Source organism: Treponema berlinense, assembly GCF_900167025.1.
GTDB classification, from domain to species: Bacteria; Spirochaetota; Spirochaetia; order Treponematales; family Treponemataceae; genus Treponema_D; species Treponema_D berlinense.
Genome location: NZ_FUXC01000015.1, coordinates 1 through 25,340, shown reverse-complemented (window position 1 = coordinate 25,340; position 25,340 = coordinate 1). Strand labels below are relative to the sequence as shown.

The following is a 25,340-nucleotide window of genomic DNA, read 5'->3' as shown; positions in this document are numbered from 1 at the left end:
TAATGAATGTTTTTGATTCTATTCCAGATGGATTTTTTAATTGTCTCGCAAGTTCTGCAAATCATAGAGCTTATGCAGGATGTCTGAATGCAATCTACGAGCAGTATAACAGTGCTGTTTCTTATAGATTACCTAGAGCAGATATTCGGGATTCATTAACTATCTATCTTTTGCAGAATCATATTGAACTAAATGAAGATGGTACTGAAGATTTATCAGCTGGAAACGATCAAGCAAATTTTATAATTAGAAAGTTTGTCACTGCCGGTTATATTGAAGAAGAAACTGATAATACGACTTTTGAGAAATATATTGTAATGACTGATAACGGAATTGCACTTGCAGAATTCTTAGAAAAACTTTCAAAACCGCGTAGAGCAGAATATTCTAACTATATTTTGAATATTTATAATCGCTTAAAGTATCAAACAAATGAACAGAAAAAAGAACCATATAGTTTGCTGGTAAGGCCTGCTTTTGAAGATGCAAAAGCTCTCTCATCTGACCTTAAAAAGCTTTCAACATCCATTAAAAAGATTATTGAAACAATGTTACACGAAGGAACGCTTGTAAGTCTTACGGAAAATATTATCAAGTACTGCGATGGAGATTTTATTCGGGAATATTCAAGGCTTGTTAAGCAGCAGAATATTCATCTTTACAGAAATTATATTACACAGGAGCTTGAAAGACTAAAGGGTGAATCTTTCGATTTGATAGTTCAAAATCTTATGAATGAAGAAAAAATCGACATGGATGAAGCTGAAGAAAGAGTTTCTGAAATGATAGATTCAACTAAAACCTTCCTACATGATGACTATAACAAAATCATGGAAGATATAAAACAAAAGATTAATACATACATCCGAATTGCAATTGCGCGAGAAAGAATGCTTCGCAATAAAGGATTTGACTTGAAAGGCTGTGTAGAACAGGCAGTCCGTCTATTGATTCAAACTGATGATACAAATAATGAAGATTTTCAAGCATTATTTCGTATACAAAAAAATGAATTCATAGATACAAGCTCTTTGTATGTTCCAAGAAAATTTAGTTCTTTAAATCAGAATACAGAAAATGAATATTATGAGCTAAGTGAGGAAGCGAAAGAAAAACAGGCTGCATTATTACAAAAAGAAGCTGATAATCCATTCTCTAAAGATAAAGTAAAAGATTATTTCGAAAAATATCCTGAGAGTACATCACTTACTTTAGAGAACAAAGATAATATGCTCTCAACGCTTGCAGCCTTAACTTATGCAAAGGAAAATGGCTGGAATATTACTTCATATGATGAATATATAAAGAGTGATGATTATAAAATGCGAAAATGGGAGGCTACAAAAAAATGACAGCTGATGAATATTGGTCTTCAACATTTACTTCTCAAGAAAAACTTTTGTTCCAGAGAGTATGTAGAACGCTCTTAAAAAAGACATTTATTGTCCGTGATAAAGACGAAGATAACCGCAGAATGTATTTTTTCGCATCTAAATATTCTGATTTTCTAACAAAGTATTTTTCATATATGGGCTTCGATGTTGCAGTTTCTAAAGATGCAGGAGTTGTAATGCTGCAAAATTATACAGGAGTGGGAGAAAGCGCAAAACTTACTGTAAATAAATATCTTTTTAAGAAGACTGAAACTATTGTTCTGTGTTGTTTATGGTCTTTATATTCTGAAAAAATAAGGAGCGGTTCTTTAGCAAAACAGATTACAGTTACCCTTGCTGATATAAATATAGAACTTGATAAATATGATTTTAAGGATAATATCGATAAAGGACGCTGGACTGAGTTATTGGGATTGTTTTCAAAATTCAATTTAATTGCTACAAAAGGGGAAGTTGGAGCCAATGATTTTTGTATTATTTTATTTCCTTCACTTCAGTTTGCCCTTGATGAAAAAGAATTCGCTGAGTTTGTAAGTACTACAGAAGCAAAATTTAGAAATCAAGATTCAAATATTAATTTTGAAGATGATGAAAGTGATGTATCTGAGTCAGATATAGATTCTTTTGATATTGAATTTGATGAGTCAACAGGAGATGCAGAATGACAGAAATCTTAAATCGTAAAACAGCTAAACGTCTCCTTTTAATTAACTGGTCATGCTTCCAGAATGAGATAATAGAATTAGGTTCTTCGACTCTATTTACTGGTGTAAATGGAACTGGAAAAACCACAATACTTGATGCAATGCTTTATCTTTTAACTGCTAACAGGCAGTTCAATAAAGCTGCAGATGATAAAGATAGAAATGTAACTGCATACATCCATGGAGACAGAAAAACTAATGGCTCTGACAGATATTTACGCAAAAATGCTGTTACAAGTTACATCGCCATGGAATTCTTTGATCCGGCTTCTCAAAAATATTTTGTTGTAGCTGTTTGTATGGAATCAAAGAATCCACAAGATGCCGCTGAAAGCAAATGGTTTATTTTTGATAACTGTAGATTTGATGATATAAACTTTTATGATATTGAGGCATTAAAAGAAAAACGATTTATTACAACAGCAAAAAATAATCTGACAGTTAAAGGTATCCCTATTAAGGCTGGAGATTTTTTAGGAAGAGATAAAGCAATTGAACAGGTAAAACGAGTTCTTGGAATTCGAGGAGATGCAAAGAAGTTCAGGGAAAAACTTTTAAAAATGACGGCATTTGATCCTGAACGTAATGTAGATAAATTTCTTCAAGATTCCGTTTTAGCTGATATACCAGTTCATTCTCTTGATCTTTTACGTGAACAGAAAAAGCTTTATGAAGAAGCACGTATTATGTTTGAAAACATCAAAACAAGAAAAACAGTTCTTGATCAGATTGAAGAAACAACTAAAGAATACGAAAAACAACTCAAAACAAAAACTCTTCGTTCCATGATGTTTGAATATCAGTACATCAACAAGAATATAATTGAAATTAAAAATAAAAACATTGAACTTGAAAATCTTAAAATCGAAAAAATAAATCTAGCAAAAACACGAGAAGAAGCTGCATCAAACCTTGAAAAGGCTAGAAAACTTCTTTCTGAGGCAGAGGGTAAAAATGCAAATGTAAAAGCAGGCCTTGAAAAACTCGAAGAAGAAAGAGATGTTTGTTCAAAAAAAATAATAGAAGATGAAAACTCATTAGCACAATTAAAACAACTTCAGATTGCCTTAAAGTCACTTATTTTTGTACTTAAAGATTTTATTAATGTAGAAGAGAAAGAAAAATCTATTCTTGAAAATCTTGCAGAAAGTGATTTCACTACTTCAGAAAAACGTCAAACTTTTTTATCTTATGGAGAAAAGGCTAAAAATCAGAATATTCTTTTGATAAAAGATATTGGACGAAAAGAAGATAGGCTTTATGAATTAAAAGAAGAACTTTCAAAAACAGAAAAACGAATAAAAGAACTCGATGCAAATATTGTCTCATTTCCAGATGAAGCAGAAGAATCAAAACTTATTATTAAAGCGGAGTTTGAAAAACGTGGTATTCAAAGCCCAGTAAGATTTTTTGCAGAACTGGTTGAGTCTTTTACAGACGAAAAATGGCGTCCTTCGATAGAAACCTTCCTCGGTAGAAAACGATACTTTATTATCGTTGATGATGATGCTTGCTCTGCAGCCTTAAATATACTACGTGAAAAACGAATGTTCACAACCAATGTAGTTCTGACTGATAAGATTCAGGAAAGCGAAATAATACAAGATTCTGCAGCCTCGGTTTTGAATATAAAGAATAAAGCTGCAAGAAAATATGCAAATTATCTTTTGAATGGCATTCATCTTTGTGAAACTGAATATGAGCTCCATGAGCATCCTAAAGGTGCGCTTATGATGGATGGAACACTTGCAAAAAGTTATTCTGCTAGTCTTATGGAAATTCGCAAAACAAAATTCTGTATGGGTAATGATGTTATAAAGATTCAGCTTAAACAAACTCAGAAAGATAAAGAAGAATTGCTTTCAAATATTGATGTTGTAAGAGAAAGTATATCTAAAACAGAACAATTAAAACGCTTAATAGAAAATATAAATTGGGATGCTTCTGATTATAATTTTGATTCCAAAGAAAGTTTAAGGATTCAAACTAAACGCAAGAATGAACTTGTTTCTCAAATTGAAGAATTGAGAAATAGTCCGGATATGCTTGCAGCAATGAAAGAAATTGAATTTGCTCAAAAGAATTATGATTCAGCAAAAACAAAAGAAGAGAAAGCAATTGAATACTGTACAACAAATTCAAATAAAATAAATTCTATCCAAAAAGAAATAGAGTATCTGGTATCAGATTCTAATTCTCGTAAAGAAACATACACTGAACTTATAAAAGAAAATCCAGAACTTGAAGCCGAGATGATTGCTGAATATGAAAGACAATCTACATTAAGAAAGAATCCAATTGTAATTGGCGAAAAACATATGAAACAATTAAATGTAGATGTAGAAAATGCCAAAAAGAATCTAGAAAATATTCAACTTGAATACAATAAGCTTTCTGATTTACCACTCGATAATCGTGGAATTGAATTTATTTCTTTTTATCGAGAGCAGTACAGAAATGTTGCAAATGTAAAAATCGATGAAGCGAAAGATAAATTAGAAGAACAATCTGTAAAATTACGTGATGTTTTCCTTCATGATTTTGTATCAGAATTAAAAGAAAATATTGATAAAGCAAAAGAAGAAATAGATAAGATTAACTCAGAACTTAAACGCATCCCTTTTGGTCGTGATATTTATCAATTCAAAATGCTTCCCAAAGGTGATAGAGAAATTTTCTTCACTATTTTAGACAATTTGTCTGCATTACAAGGAAATCCGGATTTATTCAGTTCAGATTCTGGTAATGATGAAAAATTAAATTCTGATGTACAGGATTTCTTGGAAAAGATTCTTTCAAGTGAAGATGAAAACGACTACTCGGATTATAGAAATTATTATAATTATGACATGCTCATAAAGAGTAATTCTGGTGATGAAATTACTGAAACTGATTTGTCGAAAAAACAAGGTTCTGCTTCTGGTGGTGAAAAACAGACGCCTTACTTTATTGTTCTAGCCGCAAGCCTTTTGCAATTTTATCCTAAAAATGTAACATGTGCGAGAATTGCATTTATTGATGAAGCTTTTTCAGCTTTATCAAAAGAACGAATTGAACAGATGGTAAAATTTTTGGAGGATAATAACTTCCAGGTTTTCTATGCTGCTCCTCCTGAAAAAATAGATTCTATAGGTCGTTACATTGATAACACTGTAGCACTCTATACGGATGGTCGCTACACAAAACCAATTGAAGGTTTTAGGCAGTAAAATGGCATATTCAAAAATACAAAAGAAAATACTGGAATTACTTCTCAAAAAATATGAATCAAGTAAAACTTATGACGGTCAGAATGAAGTTACGCAATCATTCTCTATATTGCCAGAAAAAGTTTTCCCTGATTACAACAATGATTTTACAGATATCGACAAAATAAAAGATTTTGAGAACGATATAGAAATTTTGCAAATCAACTCTCTTGTCATTATTTCAAAAAAACAGGATAGAGTTTCAAAGATTACAGCTATTTCCTCTGATGAAAATTGGAACAAGATTCGAACAATTCTTGGAGTCAAAGATAGGAATACGAGAATAAAAGAAGAAATAAATTTTTACTCAACTTTTTTTGATGATTCATCTGTGCACAAAATAATAAAGGATTTTTGCAAAAGTCAAATCGAACGACTAGAATCTGGGAAAAATTCCGAATATCTTCAAAGCGAGGCAAAAGATATACTTGCACTTTTAGTTTTTATTTTACAAAACAAGAATGAAATTTTGGAACGAGAACTTTCGATTTCCGTGTTATCAAATTCAAAAACATGGGAATCAAAATACAAAACAAAAGTCTTACGCATTTTGAAAAAGAGCGGTTATTTTGATTTTTTAATTGAAAATTGTGCCGATGAAAAAGAAGTTAATAAAGTAATTCTTGAAGAATGCGGTATTTTTGCAAACCCTTCTTATGTGTATTTCAAGGGCAATGGGACAATAGTTTTTGAAAACGGAAATGTTTCAAAAATCTGTTCAGATATTCCGCTTGGCATTTCTTCCGCCTCAATCAGAAAAATTGTTTCTTTTGAAATAACAGATTCTAAAATAATGACTGTTGAAAATTTGACTTCATTCAATAGAATCAACGAGGATGATACTTTTTATATTTTTCTCTCGGGCTACCATAATAGCGCAAAGCAAAACTTTTTGAAGACAATCTACAATCAAAACGCAGAAAAAGACTATTTTCATTTTGGCGACATTGACCCGGATGGTTTTTATATTTTGGAAAATCTTCGTTCAAAAACTCTTATAAATTTTGAGCCTTACAAAATGGGAATTACGGAACTCAAAACTTATTCTGCTTTTGCAAAGGCACTCGAAGAAAACGACATCTCAAAAGCTAAAGCCTTGATTGGTAATGGATGCCATAAAGAAATCATGGAATATATGCTACAACATAATCAAAAACTCGAACAAGAAATAATCAGCTGGAAAGAAGAGTACAAATGACCATAACAGCAATAATTGTTAATTTACAATAAATCATCTCAAAAATTAGCAACAGAAATATGAGAATCCCATCCTTGACTGCATTTCCTTTTAGTATTATAATTTTACTCGGTTACAGCCGAGTCGAATACAATCGAGTAAAAGGAGTTTCTAAATGACACTAGATGAACCTTTTTTTGGAAGAAAAGAAAACATTAAAGCAATCTCAAAGTTTTTTAATTCAGATAAGGATGTAGCAGCCCTTATCTATGGTCGTCGTCGTGTTGGTAAAACAGAACTGATTAAGCATTGTCTGAAAGGAACAAAAACAACTTCAATTTATTATGAGTGCAAAGAAACTTCTGAAATAAATAATGTTAAATCTCTTTGCGAAATTATTTCAGAAACTTTTGGTCTACCACCATTGGCCTTTGATACCTTTGAATCAACTCTTGCATTTCTCTATAAACAAGCCAAAGAAAAAGAATTAATTGTTGTAATTGACGAATATCCTTATATCCGGAAAGTTGTAGAAGGCCTGGACAGCATAATTCAGTCTTTTATCGACAATAATAAATCCACTTCAAAATTAAAGCTTATTCTGTGCGGTTCTTATGTAGAAACTATGAAGTCTTTGCTTTCTGAAGAAAATCCTCTTTTTGGTCGTTTTGATTTATTCATGAATCTTAAGGCTATGGATTATTATGATTCTTCACTCTTCTATCAGGATTTTAGTGACGAGGATAAGGTTCGTTTATATTCTGTTTTTGGCGGAATTCCTTATTACAACAGGCGAATAGATTCATCCAAGACTGTTAAGCAGAATATAATTGATTTGATTGCAAGTCCAGGCAGTCGTTTTGAAAATGAAGTTCAGATGCACCTGAAATCTGAAATTTCAAAAATGCAAAATGCCTATGAAGTCTTTGAAGCTCTTGCAAAAGGATTTGTTCGATTTAAAGATATCCTCTCCCAGTCTCAGGTTTCAAGTTCACCAACTCTGGTGGATGTTCTTGATAAGTTAATAAGCATGGATATCGTTGTAAAAGAATCTCCGATTAACGATGAAAATAACAAGAAAAAGGCCGGCTATTATATTTCGGACCAGCTGACTTTATTTTATTTCAAATATATTTACAGAAATCTTTCCCGCCTTGCAGTTATGGATTCAGAAGTTTTTTATGATAAATTTATTGAAGCTGATTTTGAAGAGCATTATGTACCTCTGACTTTCGAACAGGTTTGCAAACAATTTTTGATTCGTAAGAATCGTTCTGGAGAATTAGAGGACTCATTTGAGAAAATTGGAAAATATTGGTATGACGATCCAGCAAATCACAAAAACGGTGAGTTTGATGTGGTCACCGAAAATGATAACAGTTATATTTTCTACGAAGCAAAATTCCGTGATAGTGAAATAGATAAAAACCTTATCTGGAACGAAATTCAACAGGTAAACAGCACCGGTTTAGTTTGCAGCAAATATGGTTTTTTCTCGAAATCCGGTTATAAAGAAATTGATGAGGCTTACAAAAAACAGCTGATTCTTTATGAATTGAAAGATTTGTATAAGGAATAATCGGATTGACCTCCGGGGTAGTTGCCAGGAGGTCAGGATATTGAGCAACAATATTGAGCAAATTTTAAAGTTATCTATAGTTTTTTGTAGCGTTATGTAGTAAAAACTTGCAAAAATGACCCAAAAACGATAGAATCCAAGCAATCTGAAGCATAATAATACGAGGTGAGGTTGTAAGGAGTACCCAAGGTCCCCCTCATAACCCGGAGGCCGCAGGTTCGAGTCCTGCCTCTGCTATGCTGTAACTCATTATGTTACAAGGAATTACGATACTACTAAACTCAATAAAGTAGGGCTTAGCGTGATTCAAATTACTAATTTAAGTAAATACTCTAAGTAAGAGGTTTACGATCTTAGTGAGGTGAATATGGCTAAGCCCTATTTAATTTTTAAAGCCCATACTGGCTTTTATTACGCTCAAATCCGTCTTGCAGATGGAAGTCTTTCCAACAACAAATCTACTGGCTGCAAAAACCGTGCAGAAGCTGAACGCAAGGTTATGGAATGGATTGTAACCGGAAACATTTCTGTCCGAGTAAACAGCAAGGACTCCAAAGTTCAGAGCATTGATAAGATCAGACTCTTCAATGATTTACGCACCGCAGATTTTGATACAGAAGACATTGAAACAATCATCAAGATTCTGAAGGAAAGAAACTACCTCTACTCTGCTGTTCCTAAATCATCAAAAGGTAGCATCCCGATTGAAGACTTCCTCGAAAACTTCTGGGATTATGACAAATCTCCTTATTTAAAAGAAAAGCTCGGGAAGAAGCAGTCTATCCATCGTCAGTATTGTGCAACACTTATGAGCAGAACCTGCCTTTACTGGATTCCTCGTCTTGCCGGAAAATGTGTTGGTGAAATTACAAGAAACGATGTTGAAGCTTTCTTCTCTAGCGATGAAGCCCAGAAGCTTGCTCCTAAGACTGTAAACTCAATTATTGAAACAATCACAATTCCTATGAAGTGGGCTTACTATCACGACCTGACACAAAACAATTGTTTTGATGGAATTATCAAATGTTCTAATCAGAGCAAAGAACGCAAAATTATTGATATGGAAACAGCAAACCGTCTGATGGAACTTGATTGGGATAATGACGAAGCAAAGATTGCAAATGAACTTGCCATGCACACAGGAATGCGAGCCGGAGAAATCCAAGCTCTCACAATTGATGATCTTGGGGATGATGAAATCTATGTACGCAAAAGCTGGTCCAAATACGATGGTTTGAAATGCTGTAAAAACGGTGAAGAACGTTCTGTGCCTATTCCTATTTCCCATCAACTTTATTTAAAACTCAAGATGCTTGCAGACTTTAATCCCTTTGATAATGGATTCATTTTCTACAGCACAGTACCTGAAAAACCAATGGACAGTAAACAGTTTAATAAATACCTCAAACGCGCACTTAAAGACATTGGTTATGAAAACTCGAGAGAAATCTGTTTCCATTCCTGGCGCCACTTCTTCTGTTCACGAATGCTGGATTATGTAAAAGATAAACGTTATGTAATGGCTCTCTCTGGCCACAAAACCGAAGCCATGCTTAATCATTATGCTGCACATCTTGAAGATGATAAGGTTGTTGATTTTGCAAGAAACGTTATGAAGAAAATCTTTATTGACCAGAATGAAGATGAAGAAACAATCAACATGCTAAACAGCAAGCTTGAAGAACTGGACAAAGAAATTGCATAAGGAGAAGTGAAAATGGGTATTTTTGGTAAGAAGACTTTAAAAACAAATGATAAAGATAATGCCAAGATTAAGATGGTTGAAGTTTCACAGCTTCGTTTTGACAGAGATTTCAAGAACGTGTTTCAGCAGGAGAATGATAAGGTTGCGGAAATTGCAAATGATATGAGGGCAAATGGATTTGATAAGTCCAGGCCTATTATCGTTACTGAGGCTTTTATCATTGTTGATGGACATTCACGTTTTATGGCGGCAAAGAAAGCCGGACTTGAAAAGGTGCCTGTAATCATAAAGAAGTTTGATAGTCGAGATGAAACGATTGAATATGAGTATAAGATGCAGTTGAACTCTCGTCGTCTTACCGATGGAGAATACTTTGCGGCATTTTTGAAACTTGATGAAATCAGACGTTCAAATCCTAATGTACAAGGCTCCTCGGATGAGGCAATAGGACGACAGCTTAATAAGTCTGCCCGTCAGGTTTGCAAAATGCGTGAGATTGCAAAGAAGGCTGACTCTGCCCTTCTTGAAAAAATTTAGAATGGCAGTATATCCATCAATAAAGCACATGAAATGATTAAGGCAGCAGAAGCCAGAAAAAAGGTCGGAGTTGTAGAAGATGATTCCGAAGAAAAGACTTCTAATACAGGCAAAGGAATCATGATTCATTCAAACTCGGTGTTCTTTTAGTTTTGTCGGAACTGGAAAAAGGCCGGAAGAAAGGTCAGATTCTGAAGGATAAGCGGATTGCTAAACTGGAACTTGAAAAGTTTAATCTTTCTGAGGAAGAGGTGGCTCGAATCTCTCAAAGATTTGGAATTGCGTAAAACTTAATTTCTCTATGTCATTATCTTGGTCTCTATGTCATTTTATAGTAATATGACATAGAGAATATTTATTTGGGGTAGAGATTACTACGGAGGACAAAATGCATAACTTTGAATATAAAGAAAACGCAAGAAAACTGCTTACACCTGAAATCGTCAATCTTCTCAGTTCAATTTATGAGCATAAGGGACGCCAACAGTTATTTGTAGAAGCAAAGAAAGATGAATTAAATACCCTGCTTGAAATTGCTAAAATTCAGAGTACAAAATCATCAAACAGAATTGAAGGAATTTTTACAACAGATAAGCGACTGGAAGAATTGATGCAGAAAAAATCTGAACCACGCAATAGAAACGAGCAGGAAATTACTGGTTATAGAGATGTCCTTTCCACAATACATGAAAGCTATGATTATATTTCACCTACATCAAATATCATTCAACAGCTTCATAGAGATTTATATTCATACAATCAAAATGGTTTTGGTGGAAAATATAAATCCAGCGATAACATTATTGCCGAAACGGATGGAAATGGAATTCAGAAAGTAAGATTTGCACCAGTACCAGCCTTTGAAACGGAAGAAGCCATGAGACTTATGACAGAACGTTTTCTGGAGGAATGGAATAACAGTAAAACAGATAAGCTGCTTTTAATTCCAATGTTCATATTGGATTTCCTATGCATTCACCCATTTGAAGACGGCAATGGACGAATGAGCAGACTGCTTACACTTCTATTACTTTATCGGGCTGGATTCATTATCGGAAAATATATAAGTATTGAGATGGTGATTGAAGAATCAAAAGAAACTTATTATGAAGCATTACAGGATTGTTCTACAGAATGGCATGAAAGCAATAATACTTACGAACCGTTTGTAAAGTATTATCTTGGAATTTTGATTAAAGCATCAAATGAATTTGAAAGTCGTGTTGAATACTTATCTGACAATAAGATTTCAAAGCCTGAAAGAGTAAAACGCTTGATACAAAATACTGTAGGCAAGATAAACAAAAAAGAAATTCTGGAAAAATGTCCTGATATCAGTACAAAGACTGTAGAAAGAGCTTTAGCCGATTTAGTTAAAGAAGGACTTATTGAAAAAGTAGGTGCTAGTTCTGCGACAGCTTATGTCTGGATAGAGAAGTAATTACAAGAGGCTTTCAGTTTGTTAGATGCAGACTGGAAGCCTTTTTCATTTACCCTCAAAGCTCTTTGAAATATCTTTTAAATCTCTTCTAAAAATCCATCGTCCAAAAATCATTTAAACGCAAATCTGCGTACTACTCTCCTGCAGTTATTTTCGGGGAGTCTTGAAGAAAGTTTCCTAAACCTCATGAAAAATCCTTCCGTCCCCTCACGAAAAAATGTGCACAGTAAATATATAAATTCAGACATATATGAATTTTTAATATAAATATGCATTCTCAAAAAATATTTCAAAAATATTTTATTTAGTGGAAAGCAGACAAGGGAGCAAATCCCAGATCTGACTTTAATTCCATGCAGTGGGCTTTAAGGGAGATTGAAAAGCCTGCTCCAATTACAAAAAGCGGAAGGCGGCTCACGGCCGTTCAGGAATCTGGCTGTGATGAAGTATCTGAAGAGACTTTGGCAAACCTGTCTTTCTAGTGCCATTTGGCCCCTTTAAACTTTTACAACACGCGGAGTACAACATGAGAGAACAAAACTTAATTGATGAATTAAACCGTTTTGATACGGATGAAAGATTTGCATTGGAAAAATGCGGATATTCACCAGATGATAAACTTGAAGGACGACAAAAAGAGATTTTTGAGTACGAAAGAAAAAGTTTACGTGAAAAAATAGCCGCAAATCTGAGTAACATTAAAAACTGGAACAAAAGTAATTCAAGTGGTGTTCCGCCAAGATTTTCAGAAAGTTCCTTTTTCAACTTTGAATGCAGGACAGAAACTGAAAAAAGCATTTATCAGAAGGTGTGTAATTTTGTAAGTCAGAAAGGCAATGAAGGAGTTCTTCTAATGACCGGGACCAAAGGAACCGGAAAAACTCATCTTGGAACTGCAGCAGTCCGGGACACACAGGGCCGCTATGTCAGCATGGAAGATCTGATTTACAAGGTGGAATCCAGTATGAACTTTAAATCCCCCTAGACAGAAGAAGTTTTTAACGATTATTCAACAGTAAAGTTTCTAGTAATTGATGAAGTCAGCCGTTCATTGAAGCGTGAAAAGGAAATAGAAATCCTAAGTTACATTCTGCGAAAGCGATATGACAACCAGCTTCCAACAATCGTGATTTCAAATCTTGAAAAGAAAGTACTTATGAAAAATCTCGGTGAAGCCGTAGTAGACAGGCTTCGCGAGACGGCCACAAGTATTGAGTTTACAGGAGAAAGTTACCGTATCTTAAAAAGAAAGGTCGCATGATAAATCCGCAAAATGGCGGATAGCAGAATCTCTGTAAATCTGCCGGCCGGCATATCAGAGCCTGCCTGGAAAAATCCGGTAAACAGACATGACTTCAAAAACGATCCTGAGCGGGACAATCATCTTTTTGATTCCCACAAGGCCTATCATGCAAAAGATGATGTAAAGGCGCTTCGAAACATTTTGCATCAGCTTAAGGAACTTGGTGGAGATTATGGCTTCAATCCAGATTACAAAACAAATCCACAGTGAAAAATGCGCTGTACGATGAACTCAGGCCGTAAGCGCAAAACTGACAAAAAGGCTTTTTCATCACGACACATTGACCGGGACTTTGATTCAAATCCTGAACACATTGCAAAAGATAAATCAGACAAGAATGTCATCTGGTCCTGGTGAGGTATGGAAATCAGTTTTGATCAGGGCGAGCTCAAATATTACGAAGAAACCTTTGGCGCCCCAGCTGGAACAGACAAATCAGAACTACATCAAAAGTCGTCACAAGGAACGTGTAGTAACCATGGACGAATGGCGAAAGAAAACCATGCATGCTCCGGAAGAACAAATTTTACAGATTGGCCGCATGGAAAAGTATCCTGAAGTTGAAGTTTCCCTATCCTGCTTTGAGGAATATTTAACGTGGCTGAACAAGTGGAACGAAGAACACGGAAAGCCTTTCTTCATTCTGAACTGGGCAATGCATCAGGATGAAGTGGGAGCCCCTCATTTTCATCTGCGCAGAGCATGGCCATGTAAGGACGAAGATACAGGACTTACTACAACAGATCAGACCAAAGCCCTTCTTAAAGCCGGAATTCTGCCACCAGATCCCGAAAAGAAAATCAGCAAGAAGAATAATCCCAAAATCACCTTTGATAAAATATGTCGTGAAAAGTGGATTTTTATCGCTCGCTCTCATGGCCTTGAAATTGAAGATACGCCAAAGCCAAGAGATGAAGTCGGAAAGACTCTTGAGAAATTTCAAAAAGAGAAAGATCTCCTGTGCAATAGGGTTTTCACACTTCTTTCTGCGCTGACCGAAAAGAACATCGATGTCCTTGAAGAAATCTCCAAGTGGGAAGAACTTATGCCGAGTATTCAGAACTTCAAGGAATGGACCAAGGAGCGATGCCGTGCTGCTCAGAACACTTATCGTGATGAACAGTTGGATCCGATAGTCGATTTGTTTGTTGCAGCTTTTGCAAATTCAAATAAGGCAATCAAAAGATGGATATGACAGCCAGATTAAGCAGTATGACCATACGTTGAACGAATACACAAAACAGACAGCCTACGGTAAAAAACACTTTTTCGGAACTGCTGAGATAAGCCAGATGTTCGAAAGTGCGACCCCGGAACTGCTTCGTAAGATTGCCGGAGTTGTTGCAGAACATGGCTGCAAAGACGTAAAAGAATGGGTGCAGAAAAGCCCATGGTATAGGGAATTTGAACTGGGGCGGGAAACGGAAAGGAAACAGCGGAGAGAGCGGGAATGGGAGAGATAAAATAGATTTGCTTATAACGCTGGTATTCTTTTAGGATACCAGTGTTTTTTTAGTATCAAAGTTAAGAAACTTTGACTTATCGTGATTTATTTTAACAAAAATCCCAAAAAAATATGGTATAATGATTATCCATGCAGGTAGACTATAAAAAACTATGGATCCGGCTCATCGAAAAAGGAATTAAAAACAAAACGGACTTAATCCCTCTAGCTGGAATTTCAACAAATATTCTGGCCAAACTGAATAAAGGCGAATATGTTTCAATGGACAGTCTTGCTAAAATTTGCAGGGCTCTTAATTGTGATATTGGGGATATTTGCGTGATAAATGAAGTTAATAAGAAATAAGATAATTCTTTTGGGGAAATAAATGGCAGTTAAAAAATCGCAACTCTACAGTTCACTTTGGGCAAGCTGCGACAAGCTTCGCGGCGGTATGGATGCCTCTCAATATAAAGACTACATTCTTACTCTTCTGTTTGTAAAATATGTTTCAGACAAATATAAAGATGACCCTTACGGTGCAATCGCAATTCCAAAAGGAGCAAGTTTTGAAGACCTTGTTGCCTTAAAGGGAAATAAGAACATCGGTGAGGAAATAGACAAATTGATTGCAAAACTTGCAGAAGCAAACAACCTTACAGGAATCATAAACAACGCTCACTTTAACGATGAATCAAAAATCGGCAAGGGCGATGAAATGGTGGACAAACTTACAGGCCTTATTGCCATTTTCCAAAAGCCGGAGCTTGATTTTAAGAACAACAAGGCAGAAGATGATGACCTTATCGGCGATGCTTACGAATATCTTATGCGAAACTTTGCTACTGCCAGCGGAAAGAGCAAGGGACAGTTCTATACACCTGCCGAAGTAAGCCGCATTCTTGCAAAAGTAATAGATATTTCAAACTGCAAAAACAGAGATGCTACAATCTATGACCCGGCCTGTGGTTCTGGTTCACTTTTGATTCGCGCCGCAAATGAAGCTCCATTTCCGCTTGCAATTTATGGTCAGGAAAAAGATATTTCCACCGCCGGTCTTGCAAAAATGAATGTGGTCCTTCATAACATTCCTTCCGGAGAGATTCATTCAGACAACACTTTTTCTGATCCATGGTATAAAGATGATAATGATGACACCAAGCTCCGAAAGTTCGATTACATCGTAGCAAATCCGCCATTCAGCATGAAAAACTGGATGGACGGCTTAAAGCCTTATGGCCGCTTTGATGATTATGACGAACTTCCTCCAGAGAAAAACGGAGACTACGCATGGCTTTTGCATATCATCAAATCCATGAAGAACAACACTGGTAAGGCTGCCGTAATTCTGCCCCACGGAGTTTTATTCCGCGGGAATGCAGAAGAATCAATCCGCAAGAACATAATCGACCGTCATCTTATTAAAGGAATAATCGGACTTCCTGCAAACCTTTTTTATGGAACTGGAATCCCAGCCTGTATCATCGTGCTCGACAAAGAAAATACTGCCAGCCGCACCGGCATTTTTATGATTGATGCCAGCTACGGATTTATAAAAGATGGAGACAAAAACCGTCTTCGCGAGCAGGATATTTACAAAATTGTAACAACCTTTAATTCAATGACCGAGGTTCCAGGCTTCAGCCGTTTTGTTCCTTTTGCAGAAATCATCGAAAAGAACACTTACAATCTGAACATTCCTCGTTACATCGATTCAAGCGAAAAAGAAGATTTGCAGAGCATCGAGGCGCATCTTTACGGCGGAATCCCTCAGGAAGATATAGACAATATTCCTCACTTCTGGAATGTCTTCCCGAATCTAAAAAAAGAAATCTTCGGTGAATACACAGGACGAAAAGGTTTTTACAAACTTCTCATCCAAAAAGATGATGTTCACAAGACAATCACAGAAAATGCAGAATTTCTTGAATACAACAAAAAGGTAAATAAAGCCTTTGAAGAATGGAAGGCATTTGCAAATCCAATTCTTACAAATCTAAAGCCATCAGATTCAAACAAAGAAATCATCCTAAAACTTTCAGAAAAAATTCTTTCTAAGTTCACCAAACTCGAACTGCTGGATAAATACGATGTTTATCAGGTGCTTCTTGCTTACTGGAACGAAACAATGAATGATGATGTCCTTCTTGTTATTCAGGATGAACTTGGTTACAAGCTTGCAAAAATAACTGATGATATAAAGGAAGAACCAAAAGAAAGCAAAAAAGCAAAGAAAGATTCCGCAAAAGAAAAAAAGCCAAAGGAGCCAAAAGTAATCGGCTGGGAAGGCCGCCTTATTCCAAAGCAGATTGTTCTTGATGCCTTCTTTGAATCAGAACAGAAATCAATCGAAGAAGCAGAAGAAAAACTTAGTCAGACAGAAAGCGAGTTTGAAGAATTTGTAGAAGAAAACTGCGTCGATGTCGCTGAAGATGATGAACTTTCGCAGGAGCCTGAAATCCTTAAAAAGTGCAAAGCTTATGAAGCTTCTATAAAATCACAAAAGAAAACAATTGCCGACCTCAAAAAGAAGCTGGACGAAAACTGTCGCAAACGCTACGACGCTTTTACCGATTCAGAAATAACAGACTTTCTTGTAAACCGCAAATGGTACAAAACAATTGACCAGGGAATCCAGAATCTTTATGTAACAGTTGCAAATCATCTTACAAAACGGATAGTTGAACTCTACGAGCGTTACGAAAACACATTGCCAGAACTCACCGAAAAACTCGCAGAAGAAGAAAAAGAAGTTTCCGCTCATCTTGCTCAGATGGGATTTAAGTTGTAGGAGCAGATGATGAAGCAGAATCTAATTGAAACAGTGAACGAGTATCTTTCTCTTGGAATAAATCAGCAGCTTGATTATGAAAAATTCTATCTGTATTCAATTATCACCCATTCAACTGCAATAGAAGGCTCAACTGTTACCGAAATAGAAAATCAGCTTTTGTTCGACGAGGGAATCAGCACGAACAAGCCTATGGCGGAACAGCTGATGAACCTCGATTTAAAAAAGGCCTATGAGCAGAGTTTTATTTATGCAAAATCCCACGCAGACTTTTCAATCGAACTTTTATGTAGCCTTGCCGCCCTTGTCATGCAAAATACCGGCTCCACTTATAAAACGATTGGCGGAGACTTTTCTTCTGCAAAGGGGGACTTGAGGCTTTTGAATGTAAGTGCGGGACGAGGCGGGAAATCCTATCTTGCTTGGCAGAAGGTTCCTGACAGACTGCAGAAATTTTGTGACTGGCTCAATGCTGAACGAAAGGTTGTTGATAAAAACGACATTCACAAACTCTACGAACTCAGTTTTGAAGCTCATTACCGCATTGTTTCAATTCATCCGTGGGCAGACGGTAATGGTAGAATGAGCCGTCTTGTCATGAACATGATTCAGTATGAAGCCGGCTGTATTCCTTCAATCGTAAAAAAAGAAAAACGAGCCGAATACATCCAGAGCCTTGCGCAAAGTCAGGAAAAAGATGCTTCAAAGGATTTCATAGATTTTATGATGAATCATCATGTGGATAATTTGCAGAAGCAGATAGATGAATACAAGGCTTCGATGGAATCTGACGACATTAAAGGTGGTCAGAAAATAAGCGTGGGTGGTCAGAAAAAGTGGTCAGAAACCACATTGAAAATTTTAGAATTAATAAAACAGAATCCAAAAATCTCAAGAAAAGAACTTTGCAGTGAACTGGGCATAAATCCAAGTGCCGTCCAAAAACATATCGACAAACTGAAAGAAACAAAAATGATTGAACGGCTAGGCGGAGCAAAAGGCGGCGAATGGAGAGTAAACGAATGAAGCAGACAGAAATTGGATTGATTCCTGATGATTGGAAGGAACATACTCTAAGAGATTTAATAGATATTTTAACTGACTATACAGCAAATGGTTCATTTGAAAGTTTAGCAAGAAATGTACGTTATTTAGAATATCCTTCATATGCACGTTTGATTAGGCTAACTGATATTAGAACGAATTTTACTAATGAAGGAGTTTATGTTTCAAAATATTCATATGATTTCTTAAAGAAATCTTCTTTACATGGAGGAGAATTATTATTAGCAAATGTTGGAGCCTATGCTGGATTTTCATTTATTTATCCAGAAAATCTAATGTTTAGAGGCACCTTGGGCCCTAACATGTTTTTAATTAAATTTTTTAATCAAAAAATTGATAATACATTTGCATATTATGCTTTTTCTCATGGAGCTGTTTATAATCAATTGATTTCAAAAGCAGCGTCTTCTGCTCAACCAAAATTAAATAAAGAAGATGTCCGAACTTGTTATATCAATATACCTTCATCTATACAAGAACAACAACGAATCGCAAAAGCCCTTTCCGATGTAGATGCACTTATTTCCACAACAGAAAAACTCATTCAAAAGAAAAAGAACATCAAACAGGGCACAATGCAAAATCTCCTCACCGGCAAAAAACGCCTCCCAGGTTTTGGTAATAAACAAACAGATTTGTTTGTACCTAACGGTACTCACACAAAAGAAGTGAAGGACGTTAGTCCTGAACAAATCCGTTTGTCAGCTAAAATGAAACAAACCGAACTGGGAGAAATACCCGAAGATTGGGAGGTGAAAACATTGGGAGAAATTTCGACAATTATTATGGGACAATCACCTAACTCTGATTGTTATAATACTCAGAAAGGAATGGTTCTAATTCAAGGAAATGCAGATATATCAAATCGCAAAACTATTTGTAGATTTTATACAACACATATAACTAAAACTGCAAGAAAAGGTGATGTTATTTTTACTGTTAGAGCCCCGGTCGGAAATGTTGCAAAAGCAACTTTTGATTGTTGTTTAGGTCGAGGTGTTTGTGCAATACAAAGAATTTCAGATTTCTTATATTATTATCTTATTTTTATTGAAGATTCTTGGTCTAAAACATCTACTGGTTCAACTTTTGATTCAATTAATTCAGATACATTAGCAAGTACTCTAATAATCCAGCCATCTTCAAAAGAAGAACAAACCGCCATCGCCAATGTCCTTTCCAGCATGGACAAAGAAATAGAAACCTTAAACACAAAACTAGAAAAATATCGCAACCTCAAAACCGCCATGATGCAACAATTGCTCACGGGGAAGATTAGGTTGGTGTAAGGAGGAAGAATATGACTGAGATTTTTAGATTAGAAGAATTATTTCCAGAAAATGCACTACCAAAGGAACAGAATATAAATTTTCATAAAGCTCTTTCTATGGGTGAATCTTTTGCTAAAAAAAATGTAAAACCTAATAACTGTTTAATTTGCAATTCATCAAAAAATCCATTTTGTAATTCTCATTCTGTACCAGCCAGATGTTTAAGAGCTATTGCCATAAATGGAGATGTAAAAATTTTTAATGGATTAGTAAAGATTCCTGCTGTTGATGATGATAAAGGAGTTAATGAGGCTGGAACTTTTAGGCTAATATGCAGAGATTGTGATGAAAAAATATTTAAAGAATATGAAACCTTTGAAAAATATCCAGACAAAAATCCTCCTGATAAAGTGTTGCACCAAATTGCTCTGAAGAATTATTTGAAATTTTATTATAAAAAAGCTGTGGAGGCTAAAGCATTCCCTAAGATGTTAGAAAACTTGCAGTTGCCAAATTCAGCATTATTAGAGCCGGTCTTGAAACCTGGTGATAGAGATAAAAAGGATTCTTTTAAAGCGATTTACGATACTAAAAAACTCTTGAACTCCAATACAAATGGATATTATCGAATTGTAGAATATAGAAAACTTGACTATACATGTCCTTTTGCTTTTCAGGGAAGTATTTCGCTTATTACAGGCTTTGATGGCGAAATAATTAATGATGTGTTTAATACTGATAAAAAATATGATTTACAGGATATGCATGTATGTGTTTTTCCTGAAAAAGATTATACTTATATTATTGTGTTTTACAAAAAGCATTTCCAAAGATATTCACAATTTGCAAAACATTATAGTAACTTAAGTCAGGAAGAAAGACTTCAATTACTTTTATATATAATTCTAAAATATTCTGAGGATTATTTTTATTCAGCATCAATACAAACTATTGAGAATGATCCTGTGGTTCATGATGCTATAACTACGACAACAATGATGATTTGTGATTATGAGGAAGAAGAGGGTGCTAAAATAAAAAAATGTATTCAAGAGTATAATTTGAATAACTATAAAAAACTTCCTAATGTATTATCAAAGTGCTATGTAAAATCTTAAACCACAGGAGTGTCAAAAAATGTCCGAATCCCAGTTAATCGAATACAAAGAATCTTGGCACTCTTGCCTATCTCCTAAATTTAGAAGAAGTGTCAATAAACATCCGATTATGTTTGGCGAGTTTTGCTTGTCAAAACTTGTTTAGCAAGACGCGAAGCGGATTGCGACGTTTTGCAAATGCTCAGGGCGGTGTGCTTTATATTGGTAAGCGTTATGACGGTTCTGTTTGTGGCCTTGCTGATTCAAAGAAACCTATGGAAGATATTCCCAATAAAGTTCGTGATGCTCTTGGGCTGATTGTTGATGTGGATTTGATTACTGAGAATGGACTTGATGTTATAAAAATCACTGTTGAAGAAAATCCTTATTCTGTAAATTACAAGGGGGAGTATCATTATAGGACTGGCAGCACAAAACAGCTTTTGCAAGGTTCGGCACTGACTAATTTTCTTTTGCGTAAGACTGGTAAAAACTGGGATTCTGTTCCGCTTGAAAATGTGAGCGTTGAAGACCTTAATAAAGAAAGCTTTGATATTTTCCACCGTGAAGCCATTCGTAGCGGAAGAATGAGTAAAGATGACTTGAAGCTTTCGAATCAGGATCTTAATGCAAAAACATCGCTCACTTCCCCATAACCCGGATATTGCGAATACATTCTTTAGAGCGGGCTTTATAGAAAGCTGGGGCCGCGGCATTGAAAAGATTTGCAATCTTTGTAAGGAATATGGAATTGCCGGGCCGGAATATACAGTTCATCCAAATGATATTATGATGATGTTCAAGGCAAATGAGCCTGTAAAATTGGTTCTTGCCGTTATTGCTGATAATCCTAATTTATCAAAAGAAAAGATTTCTGAAAAAATTGGAATGTCACGGGCCACGGTAACACGAGCTTTGGCAAAATTAGTGGAAATCGGCGCGATTCAGCGTGTCGGTTCGGACAAGTCTGGATACTGGGAGATTGTAAAACAATAAGGAGATATCATTATGACAATACTGACTATTGTAATCATTTTTTTATTTTTAATTGCACTTGCATTTTCTTTTGGCCTTGCGAAAAAGCTTTCTTCATCTAAATATCAAAAGTCAAATATAGAAATGAGATGTACTATTTTTACAACTATAATTACGCCTGTGCTTACTGTTCTATCTGTTATTCTTGTCATTTATACTTTGCAGATAGACTCTAAGAATTCCAAACAAGACAAATACAACACTGAGTTCTCAATATTGTTTGCTGAAATGAAAGATTTTATAAATAATTTGTCTGTTGAAATAAAATATAACGAACATTCTGAAAATCCTATAACAATATCAAAAATGGAAGTAATAGATGAACTTGCATATTATTTAAAACGTGGAGAAAAAGTACGTCAGTTATATTCTGAGGAAATCGCCCAAATCAGTTTTCCAATTTCAAACGACAACACATGGTTTAATACAGAACTTGATGATTTTTATATTGAAAATGGCAAGTGTTACCAAATTAAAAAACGTCCAGAATTAGAATGTCAGTATTTTGAAGCTATTAATAAACGTTTTCGAAATATTTTTAAACCAATATTTGATTTATTAGATAATACTGATAATGAACATCGTGAAACTCATAAACATTTATTTGCATCATATATGAATAAAAATTCCTTTGAGGCCTATCTAACTACCCGATGGCAAGAACAGGATATTCCTAAAACATTAATCGAACTTATTGACTTGAGTTATTAAAAATCCCACATTTTTTAACAAATGTGAAAATTACCCTTAAAATGTCAGGAAAAATGTGATTTTTACCTCAAAAAACACTGGAAAAATGTGATTAGTGGGTTTATAATGTCATTATGCTTAGGCGAAAAGTAGATGATTATTTGATTCAGTGGAAAAACAATCCAGACAGGCTCCCTCTTGTAATAAAAGGTGCAAGGCAAATCGGAAAAACCTTTTCTGTAAGGAATTTTGCAAAGTCTTACAAGAACTATATCGAAATCAATTTTATTACAGATCCGCAGTTTAAAACGGTTTTTAAAAATGGATATTCACCGGAATCTATAATAAGGGAAATCACTCTTTTAAGGCCAGACTGGAATTTTATACCAAATGAAACATTGATTCTTTTTGATGAAATTCAGGTTTTTCCTGACTGCACTACAAGCCTTAAGTTTTTTAAGATTGACGGCAGATATGATGTAATCTGCTCTGGTTCACTTTTGGGCATCAATTACAATCAAATTACTTCTGTCAGTGTAGGTTATAAAACTGATTATGAAATGTATTCACTGGATTTTGAAGAATTCCTTTGGGCGAAAGGTTATAAGCAGGAACAAATAGACAGCATTCTGGAACACATGATAAATCAGGCTCCTTTTGGCGAACTTGAATACAATGTATGGATGGAAAACTTTATGGAATACACAACTTTGGGTGGAATGCCTAAGGTTGTAGATATGTTCATCACCAATAAAAATTATTCCGGTACATTGCAGGAACAGCGGCAGATTTTGAAATCTTACGAAGATGACATTACAAAATATGCATTCGGGCTTGATAAGGCTAAGCTTAAGAATGTTTATAATCATATTTCGGTTTTTCTTGCAAAAGAAAACAAGCGTTACCAAATTACAAAAGTTGCTCCTGGCGCTAGAAACAGAGAATACATTGGGACAATAGACTGGCTGAATGATGCCGGAATCATTAATATCTGTTATTGTCTTGAAAGTCCGGAGCTTCCACTTAAGGGAAATTACAAACCGAATGATTATAAGATTTATTGGCGTGATACAGGTCTTTTGATTGCCTCTCTTGATGAAGAGGCTCAGATTGATTTCAGGCAGAATAGAAACTTTAATACCTATAAAGGCGCAATCTATGAAAATATAATAGCAGATGCTTTTGTAAAACAGGGGTATGGTCTTTATTATTTTAAGAATGAAAAATCAACTTTGGAGATGGATTTTTTTGTGAGGGATATGAGAGGTTTGATTCCTGTAGAAGTTAAAGCCAGCGACAATGCAACAAAATCACTTTGTAATTTGATTGAGAAAGAAAAATATGCGGATATTCATTATGGAATAAAACTTTGCAAAAAAAACATTGGATTCAATGGTAAGTTTTATACATTTCCTTATTTCTGCTGCTTTATGCTAAAAAAATATCTACAGAATTTTGATAAAACCCATTATTGTAACCAGGAGGAATCCAAATGACAAAATCAGCTCACCCTGAACGCGAGACTCAAAACCGCATTGTTACATTCTTTCAAAAAGAACTGGGCTATAAATATCTGGGCAATCTGTCGGAAGATCAAAACTACAACATTCGCTGGGGTGACTGGAAGAAATTTTTGTATGATTCGGGATTCTCGGTTGATTTTGTTGATGCAATACAAACAAAGTTTTATCAGATTCTTTCGGACTTTTCCCAGTCTCCATACCACACAAACAAAGAAGTTTATCGAATTTTAAAATACGGTCTTAAACTTGCAGAGCATCCTGGAGAATCTCCAAAGACGGTTTATTTTATAAATTGGGAAGAACCGGAGAAAAATAATTTTTACATTGCGGAAGAAGTAACCGTAAACGGTAATGTCGAAAAACGTCCTTATATTGTTCTTTATATAAACGGCATTGCAGTTGCGGTAATGGAATTAAAAAAAAGTACTGTAAGTGTTGCTGACGGCATCCGCCAGAATGTTACAAATCAGCGCGAACAGTTTATTCAAAGATTTTTCTCTACTGTTCAGATTTGCGCCGCTGCAAATGACAGTGAAGGCTTGCGATATGGGACAAGCGGAACTACAGAAAAATATTATCTTGAATGGAAGGAAGATAATTTTACAGACCAGCTGCAAGACAAAGATGATTTAGATAAAGAGATTGAAACTGCCTGCTCAAAACATTTGAACCTGCTCGAAAAGCAGTGCTACAGAATTTTTCAGAAAGAACGTCTTTTGGACATAATTCATAACTTTATCATCTATGATTCTGGCATTAAAAAGGTCTGCCGTTATAATCAGTAAACTGCGCTATTTAGTCAACACAAAATTTTCACAGGTTTAAGGTGTAAAAAATTATGCAGCCCGTTTTCTTTCCAGTTCATTGTACTGGAAGCATTTATACATTTCATCAGGTACATTGTAATCCAGCGACTGATGAAACCTCGCCGTGTTGTAGAAGTTGAAGTAGGCATTTATGCCGGCTTTCAAGTCTTTCATTGTTTCATAGCGTTTAAGATAGATGTCCTCGTACTTGAGACTTCTCCAAAGACGCTCAATTCTGATGTTATCCAAAGCCCTCTCTTTTCCGTCCATGCTGATTTGGATGTCGTAATCGACAAGAACTTTTATAAAAACATCAGATGTAAACTGGCTTCCCTGGTCTGTGTTGAAGATTGCAGGACAGCCGTATTCTTCGATTGTTTCCTTCAGAAGATTTGCATACTGCAGCGCATCCATCGTGTTGAATACGCGCCAGCTTAAGACCTTCCTTGAGAACCAGTCGATTATTGCCATCAGGTAAACATTTCCTGTCGAAAGCTTTATGTAAGTGATATCCGTTGACCATACCTGAT

25 protein-coding genes and 1 pseudogene are annotated in these 25,340 nt (G+C 35.3%); 25 read left to right on the top strand and 1 reads right to left on the bottom strand.

Features of this window, described 5'->3' with window-relative positions:
- Nucleotides 1-2 precede the first annotated feature (2 nt).
- The 25 genes and pseudogenes from B5D47_RS10465 (at nucleotide 3) to B5D47_RS10365 (ending at nucleotide 24,789) form a co-directional block, all read left to right on the top strand.
- On the top strand, nucleotides 3-1,352 hold the full coding sequence (locus tag B5D47_RS10465; protein ID WP_078931793.1) for a Wadjet anti-phage system protein JetA family protein: 1,350 nt from the start codon (nucleotides 3-5) through the stop codon (nucleotides 1,350-1,352).
- The gene (locus B5D47_RS10460; RefSeq protein WP_159443530.1) at nucleotides 1,349-2,059 is read left to right on the top strand and encodes a DUF4194 domain-containing protein; all 711 of its coding nucleotides are present in this window, start codon (nucleotides 1,349-1,351) and stop codon (nucleotides 2,057-2,059) included. The genes B5D47_RS10465 and B5D47_RS10460 overlap by 4 nt, the downstream gene beginning before the upstream one ends.
- Nucleotides 2,056-5,307: an SbcC/MukB-like Walker B domain-containing protein gene (locus B5D47_RS10455; protein ID WP_078931791.1), complete on the top strand. Its 3,252-nt coding sequence runs from the start codon at nucleotides 2,056-2,058 to the stop codon at nucleotides 5,305-5,307. Before B5D47_RS10460 ends, B5D47_RS10455 begins: the two co-directional genes overlap by 4 nt.
- Nucleotide 5,308: 1 nt before the next feature.
- Complete coding sequence (locus tag B5D47_RS10450; protein ID WP_159443529.1) at nucleotides 5,309-6,544, top strand: Wadjet anti-phage system protein JetD domain-containing protein; 1,236 nt, start codon at nucleotides 5,309-5,311, stop codon at nucleotides 6,542-6,544.
- A 154-nt stretch (nucleotides 6,545-6,698) separates the two neighbouring features.
- The gene (locus B5D47_RS10445; RefSeq protein WP_078931789.1) at nucleotides 6,699-8,102 is read left to right on the top strand and encodes an ATP-binding protein; all 1,404 of its coding nucleotides are present in this window, start codon (nucleotides 6,699-6,701) and stop codon (nucleotides 8,100-8,102) included.
- Nucleotides 8,103-8,469: 367 nt separating this feature from the next.
- The gene (locus B5D47_RS10440; RefSeq protein ID WP_078931788.1) at nucleotides 8,470-9,807 is read left to right on the top strand and encodes a tyrosine-type recombinase/integrase; all 1,338 of its coding nucleotides are present in this window, start codon (nucleotides 8,470-8,472) and stop codon (nucleotides 9,805-9,807) included.
- 12 nt (nucleotides 9,808-9,819) lie between these two features.
- Entirely contained in the window at nucleotides 9,820-10,344 is a 525-nt protein-coding gene (locus tag B5D47_RS11715) for a ParB/RepB/Spo0J family partition protein (RefSeq protein ID WP_234970024.1), read from the top strand.
- Nucleotides 10,345-10,732: 388 nt separating this feature from the next.
- Nucleotides 10,733-11,785: a Fic family protein gene (locus B5D47_RS10430; protein ID WP_078931787.1), complete on the top strand. Its 1,053-nt coding sequence runs from the start codon at nucleotides 10,733-10,735 to the stop codon at nucleotides 11,783-11,785.
- A 353-nt stretch (nucleotides 11,786-12,138) separates the two neighbouring features.
- A complete protein-coding gene (locus B5D47_RS11810; RefSeq protein ID WP_268811081.1) occupies nucleotides 12,139-12,267 on the top strand; it encodes a hypothetical protein in 129 nt (42 codons plus the stop codon).
- 44 nt (nucleotides 12,268-12,311) lie between these two features.
- Nucleotides 12,312-12,770, top strand: a complete 459-nt coding sequence (locus tag B5D47_RS10425; protein WP_078931786.1) for a P-loop NTPase family protein — start codon at nucleotides 12,312-12,314, stop codon at nucleotides 12,768-12,770.
- Nucleotides 12,771-12,836: 66 nt separating this feature from the next.
- Nucleotides 12,837-13,046 carry a P-loop NTPase family protein gene (locus B5D47_RS10420; protein WP_078931785.1) on the top strand — a complete coding sequence of 70 codons (210 nt, stop codon included), beginning with the start codon at nucleotides 12,837-12,839 and terminating at the stop codon, nucleotides 13,044-13,046.
- Between the two features lie 12 nt (nucleotides 13,047-13,058).
- Nucleotides 13,059-13,298: a hypothetical protein gene (locus B5D47_RS10415; RefSeq protein WP_078931784.1), complete on the top strand. Its 240-nt coding sequence runs from the start codon at nucleotides 13,059-13,061 to the stop codon at nucleotides 13,296-13,298.
- 127 nt (nucleotides 13,299-13,425) lie between these two features.
- Complete coding sequence (locus B5D47_RS10410; protein WP_078931783.1) at nucleotides 13,426-14,283, top strand: plasmid recombination protein; 858 nt, start codon at nucleotides 13,426-13,428, stop codon at nucleotides 14,281-14,283.
- The gene (locus tag B5D47_RS10405; protein WP_143592699.1) at nucleotides 14,234-14,551 is read left to right on the top strand and encodes a hypothetical protein; all 318 of its coding nucleotides are present in this window, start codon (nucleotides 14,234-14,236) and stop codon (nucleotides 14,549-14,551) included. Before B5D47_RS10410 ends, B5D47_RS10405 begins: the two co-directional genes overlap by 50 nt.
- Nucleotides 14,552-14,682: 131 nt before the next feature.
- Nucleotides 14,683-14,898 carry a helix-turn-helix domain-containing protein gene (locus B5D47_RS10400; RefSeq protein ID WP_078931781.1) on the top strand — a complete coding sequence of 72 codons (216 nt, stop codon included), beginning with the start codon at nucleotides 14,683-14,685 and terminating at the stop codon, nucleotides 14,896-14,898.
- Nucleotides 14,899-14,920: 22 nt separating this feature from the next.
- Nucleotides 14,921-17,323, top strand: a complete 2,403-nt coding sequence (locus tag B5D47_RS10395) for a type I restriction-modification system subunit M (RefSeq protein ID WP_143592698.1) — start codon at nucleotides 14,921-14,923, stop codon at nucleotides 17,321-17,323.
- A gap of 9 nt (nucleotides 17,324-17,332) precedes the next feature.
- A pseudogene (locus tag B5D47_RS11325) lies at nucleotides 17,333-18,109 on the top strand (Fic family protein); the annotation flags it as partial.
- Entirely contained in the window at nucleotides 18,104-18,349 is a 246-nt protein-coding gene (locus B5D47_RS11945) for a winged helix-turn-helix transcriptional regulator (RefSeq protein ID WP_407701156.1), read from the top strand. The pseudogene B5D47_RS11325 and the gene B5D47_RS11945, both read left to right, overlap by 6 nt.
- Complete coding sequence (locus B5D47_RS10390; RefSeq protein ID WP_159443528.1) at nucleotides 18,346-19,677, top strand: restriction endonuclease subunit S; 1,332 nt, start codon at nucleotides 18,346-18,348, stop codon at nucleotides 19,675-19,677. The genes B5D47_RS11945 and B5D47_RS10390 overlap by 4 nt, the downstream gene beginning before the upstream one ends.
- An 11-nt stretch (nucleotides 19,678-19,688) precedes the next feature.
- On the top strand, nucleotides 19,689-20,777 hold the full coding sequence (locus tag B5D47_RS10385) for a hypothetical protein (protein WP_078931779.1): 1,089 nt from the start codon (nucleotides 19,689-19,691) through the stop codon (nucleotides 20,775-20,777).
- Between the two features lie 161 nt (nucleotides 20,778-20,938).
- Complete coding sequence (locus tag B5D47_RS11560) at nucleotides 20,939-21,412, top strand: AlbA family DNA-binding domain-containing protein (RefSeq protein ID WP_200806581.1); 474 nt, start codon at nucleotides 20,939-20,941, stop codon at nucleotides 21,410-21,412.
- Entirely contained in the window at nucleotides 21,384-21,752 is a 369-nt protein-coding gene (locus tag B5D47_RS11555) for an ATP-binding protein (protein ID WP_200806580.1), read from the top strand. The genes B5D47_RS11560 and B5D47_RS11555 overlap by 29 nt, the downstream gene beginning before the upstream one ends.
- Before the next feature lie 12 nt (nucleotides 21,753-21,764).
- Nucleotides 21,765-22,502, top strand: a complete 738-nt coding sequence (locus B5D47_RS10375) for a hypothetical protein (RefSeq protein ID WP_078931778.1) — start codon at nucleotides 21,765-21,767, stop codon at nucleotides 22,500-22,502.
- Nucleotides 22,503-22,615: 113 nt separating this feature from the next.
- Nucleotides 22,616-23,977, top strand: coding sequence for an ATP-binding protein (locus B5D47_RS10370; protein ID WP_143592695.1), 1,362 nt, complete (start codon nucleotides 22,616-22,618; stop codon nucleotides 23,975-23,977).
- Nucleotides 23,974-24,789, top strand: a complete 816-nt coding sequence (locus B5D47_RS10365; protein WP_078931776.1) for a type I restriction endonuclease — start codon at nucleotides 23,974-23,976, stop codon at nucleotides 24,787-24,789. The genes B5D47_RS10370 and B5D47_RS10365 overlap by 4 nt, the downstream gene beginning before the upstream one ends.
- 51 nt (nucleotides 24,790-24,840) lie before the next feature.
- On the opposite strand, the gene B5D47_RS10360 is transcribed toward B5D47_RS10365, so the two are convergent.
- On the bottom strand, nucleotides 24,841-25,340 hold a 500-nt coding region (locus B5D47_RS10360), incomplete at its 5' end, for an IS3 family transposase (protein WP_143592693.1).